Here is a 20,272-nt window from a genome sequence, read left to right on the forward strand (position 1 = left end):
TCAGGGCCCCTTGTTTACCCGATCAAAGTTCGCGTTGCGTGTCGGCAAATGCCGGGAACTTGTCAAGGAGCGCGGCGACGATCTTGCCGAAACCAATGCCCAGAGACGATTTCACCATCAACACGTCGCCCGGTGCGACCGAATTCAAGACATAGTCCGTCATGTCGTCCGTCTTTTCGCAATACTGGACGTGGACGCTTTCCGGCAGTGATTCCTTCAGCGCAGTCATTTCGGCGCCTGCGAGCCAGACATGTTCGATGCCGGCCGCAAGCAGCGGTCCGGCGAGATCGCTGTGGACCTTTTCGGCATACTCGCCCATCTCGAGCATGTCTCCGAGCACGGCGATACGGCGTCCGCGCCCAGTCGGCTCGGCAGCTGCGAGCAACGCGATCGCCGCCCGTATCGAGGCGGGATTGGCATTGTAGCTCTCGTCGATCAGCGTGAAGCTGCCGTTACCGCCGCCGATCGACAGCCGGTGGCGTTTGCCCCTGCCCTTTTCCGGCTTCAGCGTCGCAAGTGCCGCAATCGCCTTGTCCAGATCGGCGCCGACGATCGTGACGACACCGAGGGCAGCGAGCGCATTTTCGGCGATATGGCGGCCCGGCGCACCGATCGCCACCTCCAGCGTCTCTCCGCCGATCGTCAGCCATAGTGTCGAATTCTCGTCCGCACCGTTGAATTCCGCGAGCCGGAATTCCGCCTTGGCATGCTGGCCGAAGGAATGAATATGCTCGATGCCGAGCGACTGCGCCGTTCGATCGAGGAAATTGAACTGGTCATTGTCCCGGTTGAGCACAACATGGCCGCCGGGCTCGAGCCCCTCGAAGATCTCTGCTTTCGCGGCAGCGATCTCCTTTATGCTCTTGAAATTGCCGAGATGCGCCGGTGCGATCGTCGTGATGACGGCGACATCGGGACGGATCATGGCCACCAGCGGTCGGATCTCGCCGGGATGATTCATTCCGACTTCGAAGACGCCGTAATCCGTGTCATCAGGCATCCGCGCCAGTGTCAGCGGCACACCCCAGTGATTGTTGAAGGAAGCGACGGAGGCGTGCACCTTGCCCGATGGCGACAGCACGTGCCGCAGCATCTCCTTGGTGGTCGTCTTGCCGACGGAACCGGTGACGGCGATGATCTTTGCCCGCGAGCGCTCGCGAGAAGCCTGCCCCAGACGCCCGAGTGCCGCCAGCACGTCGTCGACGACGATCATCGGTACCGTCAGGCGGCCGAGGGCAGGAAGCCTCGCCTCGCTGACGACGAGAAGCGAAGCGCCGTTCGCCATCGCCATCGATGCATAGTCGTGACCGTCGACACGGTCACCCTTGATGGCGAAGAACGCTTCGCCTGATGTAACGGAGCGGCTGTCGATGGAAATGCCGGTGATGCCTTCGGGCAAAGTGCCGAAAGGGCGCCCCGCCATTGCTGCAATCATGTCCTCGGTCGTCCAGAGCCAGCTCAAGATTTCAGTTCCTCCAAGGCCTTGCGCACCTCCGCATGATCGGAGAACGGCAGTGTGACGCTCCCGATCGTCTGCCCTTCCTCGTGCCCCTTGCCGGCGACGATCAGCGTATCGCCGGATTTCAGCATGCCAACCGCCTCACGGATAGCCGTGGCGCGATCGCCGATCTCGGAGGCGCAACCTGCTGCCGCCATGATCTCGGCCCGGATCGCAGCCGGCTCCTCCGAACGCGGATTATCGTCGGTGACGATCACGACATCGGCAAGGCGGCAGGCGATTTCACCCATGATCGGCCGCTTGCCGCGGTCGCGGTCGCCGCCGCAGCCGAAGACGACGATGACGCGGCCGGTGGTGAAGGGCCTCACCGAATTCAGCACATTTTCCAACGCATCCGGCTTGTGGGCATAATCGACATAAGCAAGTGCGCCATCTTTGGTATGGCCGACCAGTTCGAGGCGGCCGGACGCGCCGACCAGTTTTTCAAGCGCCGCCATCGCGACCTTCGGCTCGACCCCCGTGGACATGGCAAGGCCTGCCGCGACCAGCGCATTGGCGACCTGGAAATCGCCGGCCAGTGGAATATCCACCTCGAAGATCTCGTCACCGATATGGATCTCGGCCGTCTGCTTGTGGCGGAAATGCTCGACGCGTTTCAGCGACAGATATTGACCCTTGCGCCCGACGGTGCGGACGTCATGACCGGCATCGGCAGCCACCTTGATGGCCTGCGCCGACCACGGATCGTCCGCGAAGACGACCGCCGGCGCACCCTTCGGCAGCAGCGTATCGAACAGCCGCATCTTGGCGGACATGTAGGCCTCGATCGTGGGATGATAATCCATGTGATCGCGGCCGAGATTGGTGAAGGCTGCGGCGGCGAGCCTGACACCGTCGAGACGGCACTGGTCGAGGCCGTGACTGGAAGCCTCCATCGAGGCATGCGTAACACCCTCGTCGGCGAGCTCGGCCAGCAGTTTGTGCAACGACACCGGATCCGGCGTCGTCAGCGCGCCATATTCATTGCGCGTCGGCGAAACGACACCTGTTGTGCCGATCATCGCGGCTGCATGACCGGCATGTGCCCAGATCTGGCGGGTAAAAGAGGCGACCGAAGTCTTGCCTGCCGTGCCGGTGACGGCGACCATGGTTTCAGGCTGCCTGCCGTAAAAGCGGGCGGCGGCGATGGAAAGAAAGCGGCGCGGTTCTTTGACCGCAAGCACCGGGATGGGAGCATCGACAGCCTGGGAGGTGATCGCGACGGCGGCCCCGCGGCCGGCGGCATCCGCGATGAAGCCCGCGCCATCCGCCTTGGTGCCGGCGACCGCGACAAAAGCAATGCCCGGTTCCACCTTGCGGCTATCCGAAGACAGGCCTGAGATATCAAGCAAGCCTGCCGGGCCTTCGAGCTGTGCTTCAAGTTCCGGAAACTGATCTCCGGCCAGGTCTCGCAATTTCATCGAACGCACTTTTCTCTCTTGAAGCCGGTTCACCCCTCGCGAATCGGCGTCGGTATTCATTCACACTCAATAAGACACCAGCAAGGCCGAACCGCCCTCCCCAAATTTCGGCTCGATGCCGAGAATGGGAGCCGCGCGGCGGATGATCTCACGAGCGATCGGGCCGGCAGTACCGGCGGAGATCGTTCCACCATATTGCTTTTCGCCTGTTTTCGGCTCGTCGCAGAAGGTGATGACGACATATTGGGGATTATCGATCGGGAAGGCGGAGATGAAGGAGTTGAAGTTGAGCGTCGAGGAATAACGCCCGTTCACCACCTTGTCCGCCGTACCGGTCTTGCTGCCGACGGCAAAGCCCGGCACGCGGGCGACGCGCCCCGACCCCTTGTAGCCATTGAAATCCAGAAGGTAGCGCACTTCGTCGCTGGTCGACTTCTTGAGCACCTGCTTGGCGATCTGATCGGCCTCTTCGCGGGTGCGCGGCAGGAATGTCGGCTCGATCAGTTTGCCGCCGTTCACCAGAGCAGCTGCCGCCACGCCCGTCTGCAGCGCGGTCGTCGAAACACCGTGACCGAAGGAAATCGTGATCGAATTGATTTTCTTCCAGACACGCGGCTGGCTCGGCATCTTCACTTCCGGCAACTCGGTCTGCATCTTCGTCAACAGGCCGAGTTTGGTCAGATAATCCTTCTGCGAGTCGATGCCGACGAGATCGATCACGCGCGCCGTGCCGATGTTCGAGGAGTACTGGAAGATTTCGGGAACAGTCAGCCAGCGGCGCTGCCCGTGAAAGTCATGGATGGTGAAGCCGCCGATATAGATCGGCTTGCTGGCGTCGAACGTGTCCGACATCTTCACCTTGCCGCTGTCGAGCGCCATCGCCAGCGAGAAGGTCTTGAACGTCGACCCCATTTCGAAGGTGCCGTTCGTCATCCGGTTGAGCCAGCCTTCCTTGGCGCCCTCCTGCGGATTGTTCGGATCGAAGTCGGGGGCCGATGCCATGCCGAGCACTTCCCCGGTGTGCACGTCGATAACAGCCGCGCCGGCCCCCTTGGACTGGAAATTGTTGACGGCGTTGACAACCGCATCGCGAACGATGTTCTGCACGCGCAGGTCGATCGACAGCCGCACCGGCTCGAGCGGCTGGTCGCTCGTCATCCCGACCGAGGCGAGATCGGCGAGCCCTTGGTCGTCGATAAACTTCTCCATGCCGGCCACGCCGCGGTTGTCGATGTTGACATAGCCGAGGATGTGCGCCGCGGTCGAGCCGCCGGGATAGAAGCGGCGCTTCTCCGGCCGGAAGCCGATGCCGGGAATGCCGAGCGCCAGGATCTGGCTCTGCTGCTTCGGCGTCAGCTGCCGGCGCAGCCAGGCGAAATGCGAGCTCTTGACGGAAAGCTTCTTGTAGGTGTCCTTGACGTCGAGCTCCGGCAGAACAGTTGCAAGCTTCTCCACCGCCTCGTCGACGTCAACGATCTTGTTCGGCTCGGCAAACAGCGAGACCGTTCGGATGTCGGTCGCCAGCACCTCGCCGTTGCGATCGAGAATGTCGGGCCGCGAGGCCATCAGCCGGTCGGGCGGCAGGATGCTGGAGACGACCTCCTGATCCTTCATGGCATATTCGACCAGACGGCCACCGATGACGACATAGACACCCATGAAGCCAAGGATCAGCAGCCCTACGCGGCTTTTTGCCTGCCCCGTCTTCTTCTTGCGCGACCCCTCGATGGCCACGCCGGCAGAAGGGCCGCCGAAGCGGTTATAGACGCCGGCGGAGAAATGCGCCTGGCTCTTCAGGACCATGATGCGGGAAAGAAACGACATTATTCCACCGACCCCGTTTCGATCTCGTCTGCTTCATCCGCCACCACACCACGCTGCTCGACAGCGTCGCGCTGCTGTGCCGCGCCGCGTGGCACGGGCATCGGCGGGGGCTGCGCTTTGCCGGTCGCGCCTTTGGCGCTGGCCACGGTCGCACCCTTGGCACCGGCTTTGGCCTCCGTTACGTCGGGTACCGGAACCTCGGATTTCAGCATCGGCAGCTCCTTCGCATGCACGAGCGCCGTCGAATCCGTCGGCTGCAGCTGCAATTCCGCATTGTAGGCGTTGACCAGCCGCTCCAGCCGGTTCGGCTGCGATTGCAGCGCCCAATCGGCCTTGAGAAGATCGATTGTGTCCTTCTCGAGTTTGATCTCGGCTTCGAGGCGATGAACCTCCTCGAGCTTCAATTCGGCGCGATGCTTGATCGTGTAGGTGACGGCGGCAGTCGCCGTCATGACGCCGATGAGCACGAGATCGAACGTTTTCAGCATGTCAACCTCCGAGCTTTCCGAGAGAGGCAAGATTGGGAAACCCGAAGAGCGACATATCCGCCGCCTCGGCGGCCGCCTCCGTCCGCAGGCCTGCGCGCAGCTTGGCGGAGCGGGCGCGCGGATTGGCTTCGGCCTCCGCCTCGCTCGCCGAGACCATCGGCTTGCCGATCGCCGTGAAGGTCGCCGCCCGCTCATGTGCGGCCGGCAGGTGCCGCGAGCCCGTCGCCTTGCCGGCGCGGTCGGAGAAGAATTTCTTGACGATGCGGTCTTCAAGCGAATGAAAGGTCACGACGACGAGCCGGCCGCCGGGCTTCAGAGCTCGTTCCGCCGCAAACAATGCCTGCGCCAGTTCCCCGAGTTCGTCATTGACGAAAATGCGCAAGGCCTGGAAGACGCGCGTCGCGGGATGGATCTTGTCCTTCATCTTGCGCGGGGTGACCAGCTCGATGAGGCCGGCAAGATCGCGGGTCGTTTCGAAGGGCTTTTCCTCGCGCCGCTTCTCAATCGCATGTGCGATTCGCGGCGCTTGGTTTTCCTCACCGAGAAAATGGAAGATGCGGATCAGATCCGCGACCTTGGCGCGATTGACGACATCGGCGGCCGAAACACCTGTTGCCGACATGCGCATGTCGAGCGGCCCGCTCTTCTGGAAGGAGAAGCCGCGCTCGGGCTCATCGATCTGCATGGAAGAGACGCCGATATCGAGCACGACGCCGTCGAGCCCGCCCCGCGGCGCATGATCGGCGAGATTCGAGAACTGCGAGTGAATGAGCGTGAGACGACCGGCATGGGCGGCAACCATGGCCTGGCCTGCGGCAATTGCGCTGGGATCGCGATCGAGCGCGATCACCTCGGCGCCGGCCGCAAGAATGGCCGCGCTATAACCACCCGCGCCGAATGTACCGTCGAGAATGAGCTTGCCGGGTGCGGGCGAGAGCGCCGCGAGGACTTCATTGAGAAGAACAGGAATGTGACGAACCGGTCCGCCACCGGCATCAGCTGAACCTCCGCCAGGATTCGTCACCATTCCGTTCCCTCGTTCCTTCAGGAACGCTTGCCCGCCAGCTTGCGCTCCCCTCGTGCCTGCGCCTGCGCAGCCAAGAATACCTGCGGCTGCCAGAGCTGAAAATGATCCGCCCGACCGACGAAGGTCACTTCGTCCGAGACGCCGGTGAAGTCGCGGATGAAATCCGTGACCATTAGCCGCCCCTCGGCATCGAGCTTCATGAAGACCCCGCCTCCGTGGATCAGAAGCGACATCGCGTTCGCGTCCGGCGAAAACGGATCTTCCGCAGCAATCTGCCGCTCGAATCTTTCGAGAAGATCCGGGCCACCGACGCTGATTGCCGGAAACACAAAGTCCTGGAAACAGTAGAGCTCCTGGACGTTGCGCTGCGCCAGCACGGAACGGAATGCCGAAGGCACGGAAACCCTGCCCTTGGCGTCGATCCTGTTGGTCGCGTTCGAAAGGAAGCGGCTCATGACTCGAAACATCCGTTTCCGTAGGGAGCCGGACAAAAAGACGCCCGAAAGTCCCAATATCAGGCACAGCTTCGCAAGCCGGATGAACCAAATCCCACCCGACGCATCCGGAAAGGAAGACGCCTTTGCTTTGCGATGAATGGGCAAATGATTGCCCTGATGCAGTGCGCATTTGGGATAGCATGGGACCATATGGGCGTCAATGGGATACGCCCGTTTTGCAACGGACGCATGATCAAACATTTATAAGCTGTTAAGTTTAACAAAGGGTTAGCGGCGCCATTTTCAGCTTGGCGCGCATTGGTAGCGTGACACAAACAAACAACCAAAAACTGCATTAATTTAGCTTGAAAACAGCTGGTTTCAGCAGCTTAGGGTGAAGTCCCGGCCCTGCCGCAGCACGGATGTTAATCGCCAGTTGGCCTGTAAGCCGGGTTCTGTATGGCTCCGGCGTGAACCGGAACGTGGCAGCCATTCCTCTGGGGCAGCGCTCGCACGCTGCCTCACGCAACCCACCCGGATGACTGGCCTGGAAACCGGCCGGAGAGCCTTTCGGCCCGCCGCGTCATCCCTATTCGGTCTTGCTCCCGGTGGGGTTTACCGTGCCATATCCGTTGCCGGAGATGCGGTGGGCTCTTACCCCACCCTTTCACCCTTACCTGTCATGACAGGCGGTTTGCTTTCTGTGGCACTTTCCCTGAGGTCGCCCTCGCCGGACGTTATCCGGCACCGTGTTTCCGTGGAGCCCGGACTTTCCTCACCTTACCGCCTTTCGGCATTGGTAAAGCGCGGCTGCCCGGCCAACTGGCAGGGCTCCCATAAACGAGAGAGCCCGTAATTGCTACTGAAATATAGGGGACAGGCTTAACGGAAATTAGGTGTGAAATCCGTGGAGTAGCCCTGTTCGTTGATTCTGCCTGACAAAAGCAGCTCCGCGCCGAGCCTGCCGATTTCGTCCGAACTCTTGGCCGAGGTGCCGGCGCAGCCCGTCAGCACCGCAATCCTGGGCGAAGAGGTATAGCCGATCATCGGATAGCTGCTTTCCGTAAACGAGACGACGCAGGCGGCCGTCGAAATCGACAGCGGCGTCATATCAGGCACGAGGTCGGCGATGATGCGCTGCAGATGCGAGCGCACGCTCTCGCGCCCTTCGGTCCTGAACCAGCCCCGCATCTCGATGTCGTTGTGTAAAATCAGATCGTCGGGATCGCCGCCGATCTTCAGGTAGAGTTTGCCATCGGGATAACGGATCGGCGGCAGCAGATAGATGTGGATGCCGGGCACGTCGAGAATGAGTGACGGCATCGCCCCAAGCCGGAGCGCATCAGCCTCGCCGACCTGGAATAGCGTGACGGTCCGGCCATAAATCGTCATGGCAACTGGCCGTGGCAACAGATTCTCGGCAATGGAAAATCCGCCCGCCGCCAGCAGCACCTTTTCACCGCGATAGGTGAGGCCTCCGGCAGTGTTGACGGTCGCCAGCCCGCCCTCCTCGCGGATCGAGACCACATGATCCCGGATGACAGTCGCGCCTGCCCTTTCTGCCAGCAGTGATTGCGCATTCACCAGTTTGCGGGGACTGATATGTCCGGCGCCTCTCGCCTCGAACACACCTGCACTGCCGGCGGGAAAGGCAAAGAAGGGAAATGAAGTCTTCAATCCGCCCACGTCCAGAAGCCTGGTCTCGACGCCGAGCGAAACGGCGGCCTGCCGAGTCCTTTCAAGATAATCGCTTCCATCAGGCGCGACGACGACGCAGCCGGCCTCCCGATAGAAGTCGATGCCGCTCTCGTTCGCGATCTCCCGGTAGCGACCGATCGAGCGATTGGCGAGCAGCGCCCAGTTGCGGTCGGGATCGATGGTGCGGGTAATGCGCCCCTCGTCGTAATGGCTGGCGAAAACGCCTTGATGCGCCTTGCGATCACCAGGCTCGTCCGGGCCGATCACAGCGACACCATCCGTCTGCCGCGCCAGATGCCGCGCGGCAGCGGCTCCCATCAGCCCGCGGCCGACGACGATATATTTGAAATCGACTGCCATGATATTCCTCTCAAGTGAAGACTGGCGTCAGCTCGCGGCCGAAATCCTCATCCCCGAGCCGCCCTTCCCTGAGAAGCACGGCGCCGAGACGCCCGAGTTCATCGGAGGATTTGGCCGCGACGAAATTGCCGCCGGTCAGCACTGCGACCCGCGGCGACGGCGTGAAGCCGACGTAGGGATAACCGGTCGGCGTGAAATTCGCCACGCACGGAGCCGACGTGGCCGGACAGCCGGCAAGCTCCGGCATCAGTTGCAGGGCGATGCGCGAGAGATGATCGCGCTCGGCCACACTGCCGTCGGAACGGAACCACGTGCCGGCCTCTTCCAGCCGGCTGAAGGAAAGCGCTTCGGTATCGCCGCCAAGCTTCAGATAGGTCTTGCCGTCGGGATAACGCACCGGCGGCAGGATATAGATGTGGTCCTCCTCCCGGTCGCCAAGCACGATGGTCGACGGCATGTCGCCGAAAACCGCCATCTCGCGCTCGCCGATTTCGTAGAAGACAACGGTGCGCGCCATCACTCTCAAATCGACGGGACGCGGCAGCAGGGCATGGAAATTGCTGAAAGCCCCGGCCGCGACCAACACGCGCTCGGCGCTGTAGCTTCTGTCGCCGGCCGTCACCTCGACATGGGAGCCTGTATCGCGCACCGACGTCACGGTCGCGTCGATCAGCAAGACGCCGCCCTCCTCGGCAAGCTTGGCTTGCGCGCGCACCAGGGCCCGCGGATTGATGTGCCCGGCGCGCTTGCGCTCGAAATACCCAATGAAATCAGGACCGAGGGTAAGATAGGGAAAACGCTGCCCGAGCTCCGCCGGCGCGACGGTTTCGATATCGCTGCCGAGCCTTCGGCTGACGGCCAGCGCCCTCAGAAGAAAATCCTGCTCATCCCTAGGCGGCGGACCGGTAAAGAGGCAGCCGACTTCCGAAAAGAAGGAAATGCCGCTCTTCGCCTCGATCTCGCGGTAGCGCCCGAGCGCCCGCGCGGCGAAGGTTCCCCAGGCAAGATTGCCGTCGAAGGTGCGGGTAATGCGTGCTTCGTCATAATGGCTGGCAAAGACGCCGTGATGGACCTTGCGCTCCTCGGGCTCCGGCGGGCCGATCAGCGCGATGCCGTCGGCCATGGAGGAGAGGTGCCGTGCCGCCGCCGCCCCCATCATGCCGCGCCCGATGACGATGAACCTGAAATCGACTGCCATATCTCACCTCATCTCGAGGTGGCCCACCTCGTTTCGAGCTGGGATATCATGGCGCGCGTGCCGATTCATATCGCAAAAACAGTGGCGGAGGATTTTCCTCCGGTCCGCTCGGCGGCTCAGTCGAGCATTGCCAGGACCTTACCGCAATACGTCTTCGAGACCGGGTTCATGCGCGTTGCGCCGTGGCCGGCATTATACTTGAGGATGGTGTTGCAGGTCTCTCCACCACCGAGATCATGAGCAGCAGCCAGATATTTCATGCCGTACTTGATGTTGGTTTCCGGATCGAACAGCCCCTTGGCGCTGCCGGAATAACCCATCATGCGGGCCGTTGCAGGCTTTATCTGCATCAGGCCGATTTCACCGTGGCTGCCACGTGCATTCGGATTGAAATTGCTTTCGACGCGGATGACCGCGGTCGCAAGCGCAACCGGTACAGCATATTGGTTCGCATATTTGCTGATCAGCGCGGAATAGGAATTGCCGGAAACATTGGCGACGGGATAACCGCTCTGGCGTTCGACCGTCTTCAGCGGGCGTTCCGCCGTCTTGAGCGGACGCTTCGCCGGCTTGACCGAACGTTCCGCTTTCTTCAACGGACGCTCTGCCTTCTTCAAAGGACGCTCGACTTTCTTCACCGGCGCATCGGCTCGCACACCCCAATCATTCGCAAACGCAAAGCTATTTCCCGCCAGCACCATGCCAACGCATGTTGCAGCAACAACAATCAGTTTTCTCATGTAGTCTTGAACACTCCGACCCAAAGAATTTCCGGACGCGCGCCTCGCTGTCATAATGAATACCAGATCAAGGACCGATCGGGATTCACGGTAATTCTTATCGTTTCACATATCGCTCGTGGTTTAACTCGAAAAACAACCCCGAGCACCGCTTGGCGGACGTTCTTAGACCATCGCAATGAGGAAATAATAGGGAAATGATGTGGCAGGCCGAATTTCGCGCTGCAATGCGGAATTTCGCGTCTCAGTAATTTCCGAGAATCAGGAGTAACGCGGTAGCGCCGACAGCAGCCGGTGCAGCGTGTCGATTGTCGAGAAATCGGCAATCCCGTCCACCCGTTCGGGCCGGAAATGTCGCTGGAAGGCTTCCACGTCGCCCGCCGTCTTCTGGGAGAATTCCCCCGTAATTTCAGTGCCGTAACCATAGAGCGACAGCATCGACTGCAGCGCTTCCACCGGTTGGCCGGCGTCCCCGCGCTGAAAGAAACGCCCACCGGTGATCGTCGCTGGCTCGACCCAATGGCCCACACCCGCCCGATGAAGCTCGGCCCATGGGAATTTTTCGCCCGGATCGACCTTGCGAATCGGTGCGACATCGGAATGCCCGAGCACTCTTTCCGGCGCAATCGACCAACGTTTGACACAGTCGCGACACAATTCGATGACTGCTGCGATCTGCTCCTTCGGATAGTCGGGAAGGCCGCCGGGATGACCGGCATTGGCAATTTCGATCCCGATCGACAGCGAATTGATATCGCTCTCGCCGTGCCAGCTGCTCTTGCCCGCATGCCAGGCGCGCCGCGCCTCCGGCACGAGCTGAATCACCTCGCCATTCTCGTGCACGAAATAATGGCTGGAAACCTGGCTCTCGTCCCGACAGAGCCAGTCGAGCGCACCATCGGCCGTCGGCATACCGGTATAATGCAGCAGGATCATATCGGGACGGCGCCCGTCCGCCCGCTCGCCGTGGTTGGGAGACGGCCGCACGTAAGCGCCTCGGTAATCGGCCTCGAAAGAGGTCATGCGGCGCGGCGTTCCTTCTCGATCGCCGCATAGGCTGCGTTCAGCGCCGCCATGCGCTCGTTCGCGATCAAATGAAACTCCTTCGGCACCCCGCGCGAGATCAGTCGATCTGGGTGGTGCTCGCTGACGAGGCCGCGGTAACGGCGGCGGATCGTCGGAAAATCGTCGGAAGGCGACACGCCGAGCACCTTGTAGGGATCGCCGCCGGACGAGACGTGGCGAGCGGCGATCTGCTCGAAACGTGTCTCGCTCATCTGGAAGATCTCGGCGATATGGCTGAGGAAATTCAGCTCCTTCTCGTGAATCAGCCCATCGGCCTTGGCAATGTGGAACAGGCCATCGAGCACGTCTTCCAGCACCGGGCAATTGGCCGCGCAGGTAACGCAGAGCGTCGAAAGCCGCTCGGCATAAGCTTCGTAGCCGGCGACATCCTGGCGCGCGAGATTATAGAGCCTGGCAACATTCTTGGCCTGATCTTCGGGAAATTCGAAGATCTCGCGGAAGGCCTCGACCTCTTTCTCGCTGACGACGCCGTCGGCCTTGGCCATCTTGGCCGAAAGCGCAATGATCGCCACGGAAAACGCCACTTTGCGCCGGGTTTCGGGATCTCCTTCGAAAACCGTTCGGATTGCCTCGACGACCGCGGAAAGCGCATTGCCCGCGGTAGTGCCAATGGCATTCAACAGTTTTTCCCAGAAGGACATCGAAAATCTCTCGCACGCTTGTCAAGTATGAGCAATCAGCTTGACCAAAGAATCTGAGCCTTTGCAAGGCGACGATTGGTCGTAGGATCGAAAACAGTTTTCACAATTCGGTAATTATTGCATCGCAGCAAGCGGTCGGTCGCTTTCGCCGGATCTGCCGTAAGAAAGTGCCGCACGATTCCACTCGATACTTAGCCGCCGATTTCCACAAACAGTTCCCGACAAGCAAAGCAGGTTAAAACGATTATATCGATACTTCGCGCCACCTTCGCCGTTCAACCCGGCAAAAAGCCGCTTTTTTCGTAAATTCTTTACTTTACAGAGCCCTTTCCCTGCCGCATCCATGCGCTAGCTAACGCTGCCGCACTGAACACCATAGGAGGGATCATGGCCAAACAGAAAGTCGCAATGCTGACCGCCGGAGGCCTGGCGCCCTGTCTTTCCTCCGCAGTTGGCGGCCTCATCGAACGCTACAGCGACGTTGCGCCCGAAATCGACATCGTCGCCTATAAGTCCGGTTATCAGGGCGTGTTGCTCGGTGACCGCATCGAGATCACCAGTCAAATGCGGGAAACGGCGCCGCTGCTGCACCGCTATGGCGGCTCACCGATCGGCAATAGCCGCGTCAAGCTCACCAATGCCGCGGACTGCGTCAAGCGCGGCCTTGTCAAGGAAGGCGAGAACCCGCTGAGGGTCGCCGCCGAGCGTCTTGCCGATGACGGCATTACCATTCTCCATACGATCGGGGGCGACGACACCAATACCACCGCCGCCGACCTTGCCGCCTACCTCTCCGCCAACGGCTACGACCTGACGGTCGTCGGTCTGCCGAAGACGGTCGACAACGATGTCGTCCCCATCCGCCAGTCGCTCGGCGCCTGGACGGCCGCCGAAGTCGGCGCGCATTTCTTCGACAATGTCAGCAACGAGCAGACGGCCGCGCCGCGCACGCTCGTCATCCATGAGGTGATGGGCCGCCATTGCGGCTGGCTGACGGCAGCCACCGCCCGTGCCTATCTTCAGCGCACCAGCCGCAACCAATATGTCGACGGCCTGATGATGGACGCGCATCTGAAGAGCATCGACGCCGTTTATCTGCCCGAAATAGCCTTCGACCTCGACGCCGAGGCCGCCCGCCTGAAGGACATCATGGACCGCACCGGCCATGCCACCGTCTTGGTCTCGGAAGGCGCCTGCCTCGACGCCATCGTCGCCGAGCGCGAAGCTGCGGGTGAGACCGTCAAGCGTGACGCTTTCGGTCACGTGAAGATCGACACGATCAATGTCGGCGCCTGGTTCCAGAAGCAATTCGCCAGCCTGCTGAACGCAGAGCGTTCGCTGGTGCAGAAATCGGGCTATTTCGCTCGCTCGGCCCCGGCCAACGCCGACGACCTCAGGCTGATCCAGAGTATGGTCGATCTCGCTGTCGAAAGCGCGCTCAATAAGGTTTCCGGCGTCACCGGCCATGACGAAGCGCAGAACGGTAAGTTGCGCACTATAGAATTTCCCCGCATCAAAGGTGGCAAAGCTTTTGACCTGTCGACGGCATGGTTTGCCGAAGTCATGCACAATATAGGCCAGAAATACAAAGAAGCATGATTGACGGACGGTTAATATGGTGTCTTTGCTTGTTCCCGACGGAATAGGAGGAGATTCCATGTCGCTTGAAGCCTGGCTCGCTTTTGCTGCCGCATCCGCCATCATGCTGGCCATACCGGGACCGACGATACTGCTCGTCGTCTCCTATGCGCTCGGTCATGGCCGTCGGACGGCCTTTGCGACGGTGAGCGGCGTGGCGCTTGGCGACTTCACCGCAATGACCGCGTCCCTGTTCGGTCTCGGCGCGGTGCTCGCCACCTCCGCCGCCCTCTTCACCCTCTTGAAGTGGATCGGCGGCGCCTACCTGATATGGCTGGGAATCAAGCTCTGGCGGGCTCCGGTGATTGGCGAGCCGGTCGCCGACAACGACAATCTGCCGGAGGAAAAGTCGCTTAAGATCTTCCTCCACGCCTATATCGTCACCGCCCTTAATCCGAAGAGTATCGTCTTCTTCGTCGCCTTCGTGCCGCAGTTCCTCAATCCGGCCCTGCCCTTCTTCGGGCAGATGACGATCATGGAAGCGACCTTCCTGGTGCTGGCGATCCTCAACGCCGCCACCTACGCTTTTCTGGCCCATTCCGCTCGCGGACTGATTCGCAAGGCGAGCGTTCAGCGCGCCGTGAACCGCACCGGCGGCACCCTGCTGATCGCTGCAGGCGCCGTCACGGCTGGGTATCGCCGTATTGCGGCTTAGAAATATTCCGTGGTTGCCGGAATGCAACGAATAGGTTAATGGGGTCATCGGGTTTAAGCTTTTTAGTAACTTTTATAACGCTGCCGGGGCGGCGCGATTTCACGAAAGTGACGGAATGGTAGCGATCGGATTGTCCGGCCTGAAACGCAGTCTTGTCGTTTCTACGGTGCTCTGCTGCGGCGTGATCACCGGCTGCACGAGCGTCGAATATACCTCTCAGGCCGAACTGACAGCCGCTCAGACCGTGGTGCCGACGCCGAAGCCCGGCGAAGATGCGATGCTTGCCGCAGTCCCGACAGCTGAAGGTGCTGCCGGCCAGGCGATCGCCGGCAGCGTTCTTCCCCAGGCAGCTCCGTCGCTCACAGCAACGGCGATGCCGACCGCGCCGGGCTCCCAGCCTGCCGATCTGACCATGCAGCCCGGCATACAGCCGGCGGCCTATGCGCAGATCCCCCTGACTCCCGAGATGACAGCGATCCAATCCGTCGTGCCGACGCCGCGCCCGGGAACGCCGTCACAGCCGGCGACGCAGCTTGCCTTTGCCGCCACCCCGCAGAACAGCGCGCTTGCAGCACTTGCCGCAGTCGACACCACGCCGCGTTCCATGGATTACGGCTTCGATGAGTCAGGACCGATCGATCCGCCGACGGCTCCCCCGATGTTCAGCGACGACGACAGGGACGATGCTCCGACCGTCGAGAAGAGCTTCGTCACCAAGCTCATCCAGAAATATTCGAAGATCTATGAAATTCCCGAGACGCTGCTCCACCGCATCGTTCATCGCGAGAGCCGCTACAATCCGAAGGCTTACAACAAGCGCGGCTATTTCGGCCTCATGCAAATCAAATACAACACCGCCAAATCTATGGGCTATGACGGTGCGCCGGGCGGCCTCTTCGACGCCGAGACCAACATCAAATATGCCGCAAAATATCTGCGCGGCGCCTGGCTCGTCTCCGACAACAAAGAAGACGACGCTGTCCGCCTCTATGCGCGCGGCTATTACTACGACGCCAAGCGCAAGGGCATGAATGATGTCGCCCAGGGTAATTACTGAAACCTGGCAGCTACCAAAACAAACCAATTGAAACAGCGGTCGTAACCTACGGCTGCGGCTGAGCCTGCCGGTGTGATTCGGCTTGCTGTTGCGGCGCTCGCGCTTGCGGCAACGCCGCCAGGACTGCCTTCAGCAGCGTCTGCGGTTGATAGCCGAGCCAGCCCGGCGTCAGGCCGAGCCGGACGACGATCAGATTGGCGGAAGGCACGATCGCCATGCTCTGCCCGTCATGCCCCATGAGCCAGAACGTATCCTCGGGCAGCCCGAACGCGGCGCTCGAGCCACCGGGCGCAAGCCAGGCCTGACCTTGCGTATACCGGCCGTTCGACGCCGCCGTCGGCGTGCGCATGGCGCCGACGAAGCCCTCCGGCAACAGCCGCTGGCCGTTCCACACGCCATCCTGCAACAGGAACTGCCCGAAGCGGGCCCAATCATGCGCCGTCGCGTAGAGATAGGAGCTTCCGACAAAGGTGCCGCGCGCGTCGAGTTCGAAGACGGCACTCGTCATGCCGAGAGTGGAGAAGAGCGCGTCGTGCGGATAGGAAAAGGCTGCCGGCGCATTGCCTACCCTGTCCATCCAGATACGCGACAAGAGCACCGCAGTGCCGCTCGAATAGCGGAAGCGCTGCCCCGGCGGCGCCTCTATCGGGGCATTGGCCGGCAACGACACCATGTCGGGGTCGAGATAGAGCATGCGCGTCACATCCGCGACATCGCCATAATTCTCATTGAAGGCAAGGCCGCTCTCCATGCCGAGCAGGTCGGAAACCTTGATATTGGCGCGGGCATCGTCCTTCCACTGCGCCAGAAGATGATCATCGTCGAAGGAGATCTTGCCGTCGAGCATCAGCCGTCCCAGGATCGCGGCATTCACCGTCTTCGTCATCGACCAGCCGATCAGCGGCGTCTTCGCGGAGAATCCGGCGCCATAGGCTTCGTCGACGATGCGGCCGTCACGCACCACCACGATCGCCCGCATCGCCGGGCCGGAAAGTCCGGCATCGCCCAGCAGCGAGGCGATCTTCTCGTCGGGATCACCTACGCCCTCGCCCTGCGGCCATAAGGCATCATTCGTCTCCGCTTTGACCGTCGCATCGAAGGGCATGGCATTCGCCGCCGCCTCGAAGTCGCCGTCCGGCACGCTCGTACAACCGAGACCGCTGCGATAGAAGGCGTAATTCGGCGCGAACAGCCCCATGAAGCGCGCCGTCACACGGCTGTTTTCGCGATCGACGCTTACACTCATCAGCCGAAGCAACGGATTTCCGGGCGCCTGGACATCGTCATGGAGCACATCGTCCGCCTCCCGGCCGGCAATGAAGACATTGGAGCAGACGATCTTGGCGGCATAGCCGCCGCCGACGCGCAGAAGCTCCGGCGGCCGGACGAACAGCCAGGCGGCGCCGGCAACGACGATGAGAACGACAAGGAGAGCAAGCGCCTTCAGGACACGCAGGACAAATCGCATGGCATTCCTCCGAATGCTTGGAGAGAAGCAGGAATTCCGCCTGCCGGAAAGGGCACGGCGCGAAGAATATTCCGTCACCCAATCACTTTCCGAGGAGGGCGACGTTCTCGAACGGCGCAGGCCCACAGCCCACGTCATCAAACTGTAGCAGTGGCGCGCTACACGCCCTGAACGCTAAAAAGGTGACAGACTCATGTCAGAATTTGCACCGGATGCCGGCTTCCGCAAGAACCGGAAACTCAAGGACGCCCTTCTCCGCCACAAGGCTTTTTCGAAGGAGGGCTTCTCCGAGCGGCTCTTCGGTCTTCTCTTCTCCGGCCTCGTCTATCCGCAGATCTGGGAGGATCCGGATCTCGACATGCAGGCGATGGAGTTGAAGCCCAATCACCGCATCGTCACCATCGGTTCGGGCGGCTGCAACATGCTCGCCTATCTCTCCAAGGCGCCGGCTTCGATCGACGTCGTCGACCTCAACCCGCACCATATCGCGCTGAACCGCCTGAAGCTTGCCGCCTTCAAGCACCTTCCCTGTCACGCCGATCTCATCCGCTTCCTGGCGATGCCGAACGAGAAATCGAACAGCCGCGCTTATGATCAGCATCTCGCTGCCAAACTCGACGAGGCGACGCGCAGTTACTGGAACGGCCGCAAGTTCGGTCGCCGCCGCGTCACTGTCTTCGACCGCAACATCTATGAAACCGGCCTGCTCGGCCGCTTCATCGGTGCTGCCCACCTCCTTGCCCGTCTGCACGGCGTCAAGCTGCGCGAAATGACCAAAACCCGTTCGATCCGCGAGCAGCGCCAGTTCTTCGACGAGCAGATCGCACCCCTGTTTGAAAAGCCGGTCGTACGCTGGATCACCGGCCGCAAAAGCTCACTCTTCGGCCTCGGCATTCCGCCGCAGCAATATGATGAGCTCGCAAGTCTTTCTGACGATCATTCGATCGCGCCGGTGCTGAAGCATCGCCTGGAAAAGCTCGCCTGTCATTTCCCGATGCGCGACAACTATTTCGCCTGGCAGGCCTTCGGTCGCCGCTACGGCACCGAAGAAGAAGGCCCGCTGCCAACCTATCTGAAGCCGGAGCACTACGAGGTGATCCGCGCCAATATCGACCGCGTCAACGTCCACCACGCAAGCTTCACCGAACTTCTGGCCCGCGAGCCGGCGGCTTCCCGCGACCGTTATATCCTGCTCGACGCGCAGGATTGGATGACCGACGGACAGCTGAACGACGTCTGGCGGGAGATCACCCGCACGGCGCGCGAAGGCGCTCGCGTAATCTTCCGTACCGCCGCCGAAAGAAGCATCATCGAAGGCCGTCTGTCACCTTCGATCCGCGACCAATGGGATTATTTCGAAGAGAAGTCGCGAGAGCTGACCGCGCTCGATCGCTCGGCGATCTACGGCGGCTTCCACATTTACGGGAAGAAGGCGTGAGCAAGATCGGAGCCGAGACGGCAGGAAAGGGCGATCAACATGCCAGCCTGATGGATGGCATGTACCGCTACCAGCGCCATATCTACGACCTGACCCGCAAATATTACCTCCTTGGCCGCGACAGCACGATTCGCAATCTCGACGTGCCAGACAGCGGCACCCTGCTCGAAGTCGGCTGCGGTACCGGCCGCAACATGGCTTTGGCTCACAGGCATTTCCCGAGCGCCAAGCTGTTCGGCCTCGACATTTCCCAAGAAATGCTGATCTCGGCGCGCAAGACCTTCGCCACGAAAGCGACAATCCCGGAATTCCGCGTCGCCGATGCCACGGCGTTTACCCCGCGCGAATTCGGCGTCAGCGGCTTCGACCGCATCCTGATCTCCTATGCCCTGTCGATGATCCCGGACTGGGAACGCGCCGTCGATGCGTCGATCGCCGCACTCAATCCAGGCGGCCAGCTGCATATCGTCGATTTCGGCCAGCAGGAAGGCCTGCCGCCTTGGTTCCGCCGCATGCTGCAGGCCTGGCTTGCGAAATTCCATGTCACTCCGCGCGCCGATTTGCAGGAGGTCTTGGAAGCGCAGGCCGAGGAACACAATGCGCGATTGTCCTTTGAAACAGTCGGCGGCGGTTACGCCTGGCGGGCGGCCATTATCAGCAGGCGCTCATAATTCGCTTGAAACTAACCGATTTTTTACGTTGATATGATGAAAAGAGGGTTATTCCTCTGCTGGGCTCGTCATTTTCGAAGGTCAGGCTGTGGGGCAAAGAGATCATTCGGTTCACGACGGGATACCCATGCGCCGGCTTTTGTTTTGCGTTCTGCCCCTGGCCATCCTGCTGGCGGGCTGCTCCTCCTCCGGTCATGACTATCTCGAAACCGCATCGATAAAGCCAAAGACGCGCTTCCAGGACACCGATCCTCAGGATTTCGGCTCGAAGCATCCGCAGCAGAACGCGATCCACGGCATCGACATTTCCAAATGGCAGGGTGACATCGACTGGGCGACGGTGAGGAATTCCGGCGTCGGCTTCGCCTTCATCAAGGCGACGGAAGGCAAGGACAGGGTCGATCCGCGCTTCGACGAATATTGGCGCGAGGCGCGCGCCGCCGGCATCCCGCACGCCCCCTACCATTTCTATTATTTCTGCTCCTCGGCCGATGAGCAGGCCGACTGGTTCATCCGCAACGTGCCCAAGGAGGCCATGCGCCTGCCGCCGGTGCTCGACGTCGAGTGGAACGCCGAATCGAAGACCTGCCGCTATCGTCCCGACCCGGTAACGGTGCGCTCCGAAATGCAGCGCTTCATGGACCGGCTGGAGGCCTATTACGGCAAGCGCCCGATTATCTACACCTCGGTCGATTTCCACCGCGACAATCTCGCCGGCTATTTCCAGGATTATCATTTCTGGGTCCGCTCGGTGGCGAAACATCCCGAAGTGACCTATTCCGACCGCCGCTGGGCCTTCTGGCAATATACCTCGACCGGCGTTATTCCCGGCATCAAGGGGCCGACCGACATCAACGTCTTTGCCGGCAGCGCAAAGAACTGGAACAATTGGGTCGCGGCCGTTTCCAAGGATAGAAATTCTTAGTA

Annotated in this window: 19 protein-coding genes and 1 other RNA gene; 7 read left to right on the plus strand and 13 right to left on the minus strand. The window is 61.1% G+C overall.

The window, feature by feature from the left end; genetic code table 11:
* Positions 1–22: 22 nt before the first annotated feature.
* The 12 genes from NXC14_RS14805 to NXC14_RS14860 form a co-directional block, all read right to left on the minus strand.
* Positions 23–1,462, minus strand: coding sequence for a UDP-N-acetylmuramoylalanyl-D-glutamyl-2,6-diaminopimelate--D-alanyl-D-alanine ligase (locus tag NXC14_RS14805; RefSeq protein ID WP_085778782.1), 1,440 nt, complete (start codon positions 1,460–1,462; stop codon positions 23–25).
* Positions 1,459–2,979, minus strand: coding sequence for a UDP-N-acetylmuramoyl-L-alanyl-D-glutamate--2,6-diaminopimelate ligase (locus NXC14_RS14810; RefSeq protein WP_198175455.1), 1,521 nt, complete (start codon positions 2,977–2,979; stop codon positions 1,459–1,461). Before NXC14_RS14810 ends, NXC14_RS14805 begins: the two co-directional genes overlap by 4 nt.
* A gap of 6 nt (positions 2,980–2,985) precedes the next feature.
* A complete protein-coding gene (locus NXC14_RS14815) occupies positions 2,986–4,743 on the minus strand; it encodes a penicillin-binding protein 2 (RefSeq protein WP_085778783.1) in 1,758 nt (585 codons plus the stop codon).
* Positions 4,743–5,231, minus strand: coding sequence for a hypothetical protein (locus NXC14_RS14820; RefSeq protein WP_085778784.1), 489 nt, complete (start codon positions 5,229–5,231; stop codon positions 4,743–4,745). Before NXC14_RS14820 ends, NXC14_RS14815 begins: the two co-directional genes overlap by 1 nt.
* Before the next feature lies 1 nt (position 5,232).
* On the minus strand, positions 5,233–6,258 hold the full coding sequence (rsmH, locus tag NXC14_RS14825; protein ID WP_085778785.1) for a 16S rRNA (cytosine(1402)-N(4))-methyltransferase RsmH: 1,026 nt from the start codon (positions 6,256–6,258) through the stop codon (positions 5,233–5,235).
* Between the two features lie 17 nt (positions 6,259–6,275).
* The gene (mraZ, locus tag NXC14_RS14830) at positions 6,276–6,713 is read right to left on the minus strand and encodes a division/cell wall cluster transcriptional repressor MraZ (protein ID WP_221112217.1); all 438 of its coding nucleotides are present in this window, start codon (positions 6,711–6,713) and stop codon (positions 6,276–6,278) included.
* A 410-nt stretch (positions 6,714–7,123) separates the two neighbouring features.
* An RNA gene (rnpB, locus tag NXC14_RS14835) (RNase P RNA component class A) lies at positions 7,124–7,521 on the minus strand.
* Positions 7,522–7,577: 56 nt separating this feature from the next.
* The gene (locus NXC14_RS14840) at positions 7,578–8,753 is read right to left on the minus strand and encodes an FAD-dependent oxidoreductase (protein ID WP_085778787.1); all 1,176 of its coding nucleotides are present in this window, start codon (positions 8,751–8,753) and stop codon (positions 7,578–7,580) included.
* Positions 8,754–8,763: 10 nt separating this feature from the next.
* On the minus strand, positions 8,764–9,951 hold the full coding sequence (locus tag NXC14_RS14845; RefSeq protein ID WP_085778788.1) for an FAD-binding oxidoreductase: 1,188 nt from the start codon (positions 9,949–9,951) through the stop codon (positions 8,764–8,766).
* A 116-nt stretch (positions 9,952–10,067) separates the two neighbouring features.
* On the minus strand, positions 10,068–10,691 hold the full coding sequence (locus NXC14_RS14850; protein WP_085778789.1) for a lytic transglycosylase domain-containing protein: 624 nt from the start codon (positions 10,689–10,691) through the stop codon (positions 10,068–10,070).
* 261 nt (positions 10,692–10,952) lie between these two features.
* Positions 10,953–11,714, minus strand: a complete 762-nt coding sequence (locus tag NXC14_RS14855; RefSeq protein WP_085778790.1) for an N-acetylmuramoyl-L-alanine amidase — start codon at positions 11,712–11,714, stop codon at positions 10,953–10,955.
* Positions 11,711–12,418: a DnaJ family molecular chaperone gene (locus NXC14_RS14860; protein ID WP_085778791.1), complete on the minus strand. Its 708-nt coding sequence runs from the start codon at positions 12,416–12,418 to the stop codon at positions 11,711–11,713. The genes NXC14_RS14855 and NXC14_RS14860 overlap by 4 nt, the downstream gene beginning before the upstream one ends.
* Positions 12,419–12,805: 387 nt before the next feature.
* On the opposite strand from NXC14_RS14860, the gene NXC14_RS14865 reads away from it, so the two are divergent.
* The 3 genes from NXC14_RS14865 to NXC14_RS14875 all read left to right on the plus strand — a co-directional run bounded on the left by NXC14_RS14865 (position 12,806) and on the right by NXC14_RS14875 (position 15,768).
* Positions 12,806–14,017, plus strand: coding sequence for a pyrophosphate--fructose-6-phosphate 1-phosphotransferase (locus NXC14_RS14865; protein ID WP_085778792.1), 1,212 nt, complete (start codon positions 12,806–12,808; stop codon positions 14,015–14,017).
* 58 nt (positions 14,018–14,075) lie between these two features.
* A complete protein-coding gene (locus tag NXC14_RS14870) occupies positions 14,076–14,711 on the plus strand; it encodes a LysE family translocator (RefSeq protein WP_085778793.1) in 636 nt (211 codons plus the stop codon).
* A gap of 115 nt (positions 14,712–14,826) precedes the next feature.
* Positions 14,827–15,768, plus strand: coding sequence for a lytic transglycosylase domain-containing protein (locus NXC14_RS14875; protein ID WP_085778794.1), 942 nt, complete (start codon positions 14,827–14,829; stop codon positions 15,766–15,768).
* 46 nt (positions 15,769–15,814) lie between these two features.
* Here the strand turns inward: NXC14_RS14875 and NXC14_RS14880 are convergent, their stop codons facing one another.
* Entirely contained in the window at positions 15,815–17,236 is a 1,422-nt protein-coding gene (locus NXC14_RS14880; RefSeq protein WP_085778795.1) for a serine hydrolase, read from the minus strand.
* Between NXC14_RS14880 and NXC14_RS32450 the strand changes: the two genes are divergently transcribed.
* The 4 genes from NXC14_RS32450 to NXC14_RS14895 all read left to right on the plus strand — a co-directional run bounded on the left by NXC14_RS32450 (position 17,235) and on the right by NXC14_RS14895 (position 20,270).
* Positions 17,235–17,384 carry a hypothetical protein gene (locus tag NXC14_RS32450; protein WP_157131411.1) on the plus strand — a complete coding sequence of 50 codons (150 nt, stop codon included), beginning with the start codon at positions 17,235–17,237 and terminating at the stop codon, positions 17,382–17,384. The genes NXC14_RS14880 and NXC14_RS32450 overlap by 2 nt on opposite strands.
* A 45-nt stretch (positions 17,385–17,429) precedes the next feature.
* On the plus strand, positions 17,430–18,674 hold the full coding sequence (locus tag NXC14_RS14885) for a DUF3419 family protein (RefSeq protein WP_085778796.1): 1,245 nt from the start codon (positions 17,430–17,432) through the stop codon (positions 18,672–18,674).
* Positions 18,671–19,345 (plus strand): class I SAM-dependent methyltransferase, encoded by a 675-nt coding sequence (locus tag NXC14_RS14890; protein WP_085778797.1) that lies wholly within the window; start codon positions 18,671–18,673, stop codon positions 19,343–19,345. The genes NXC14_RS14885 and NXC14_RS14890 overlap by 4 nt, the downstream gene beginning before the upstream one ends.
* Before the next feature lie 127 nt (positions 19,346–19,472).
* Complete coding sequence (locus tag NXC14_RS14895) at positions 19,473–20,270, plus strand: GH25 family lysozyme (RefSeq protein WP_085778798.1); 798 nt, start codon at positions 19,473–19,475, stop codon at positions 20,268–20,270.
* Positions 20,271–20,272 lie beyond the last annotated feature (2 nt).

It is taken from the genome of Rhizobium sp. NXC14, assembly GCF_002117485.1.
Lineage (GTDB): Bacteria > Pseudomonadota > Alphaproteobacteria > Rhizobiales > Rhizobiaceae > Rhizobium.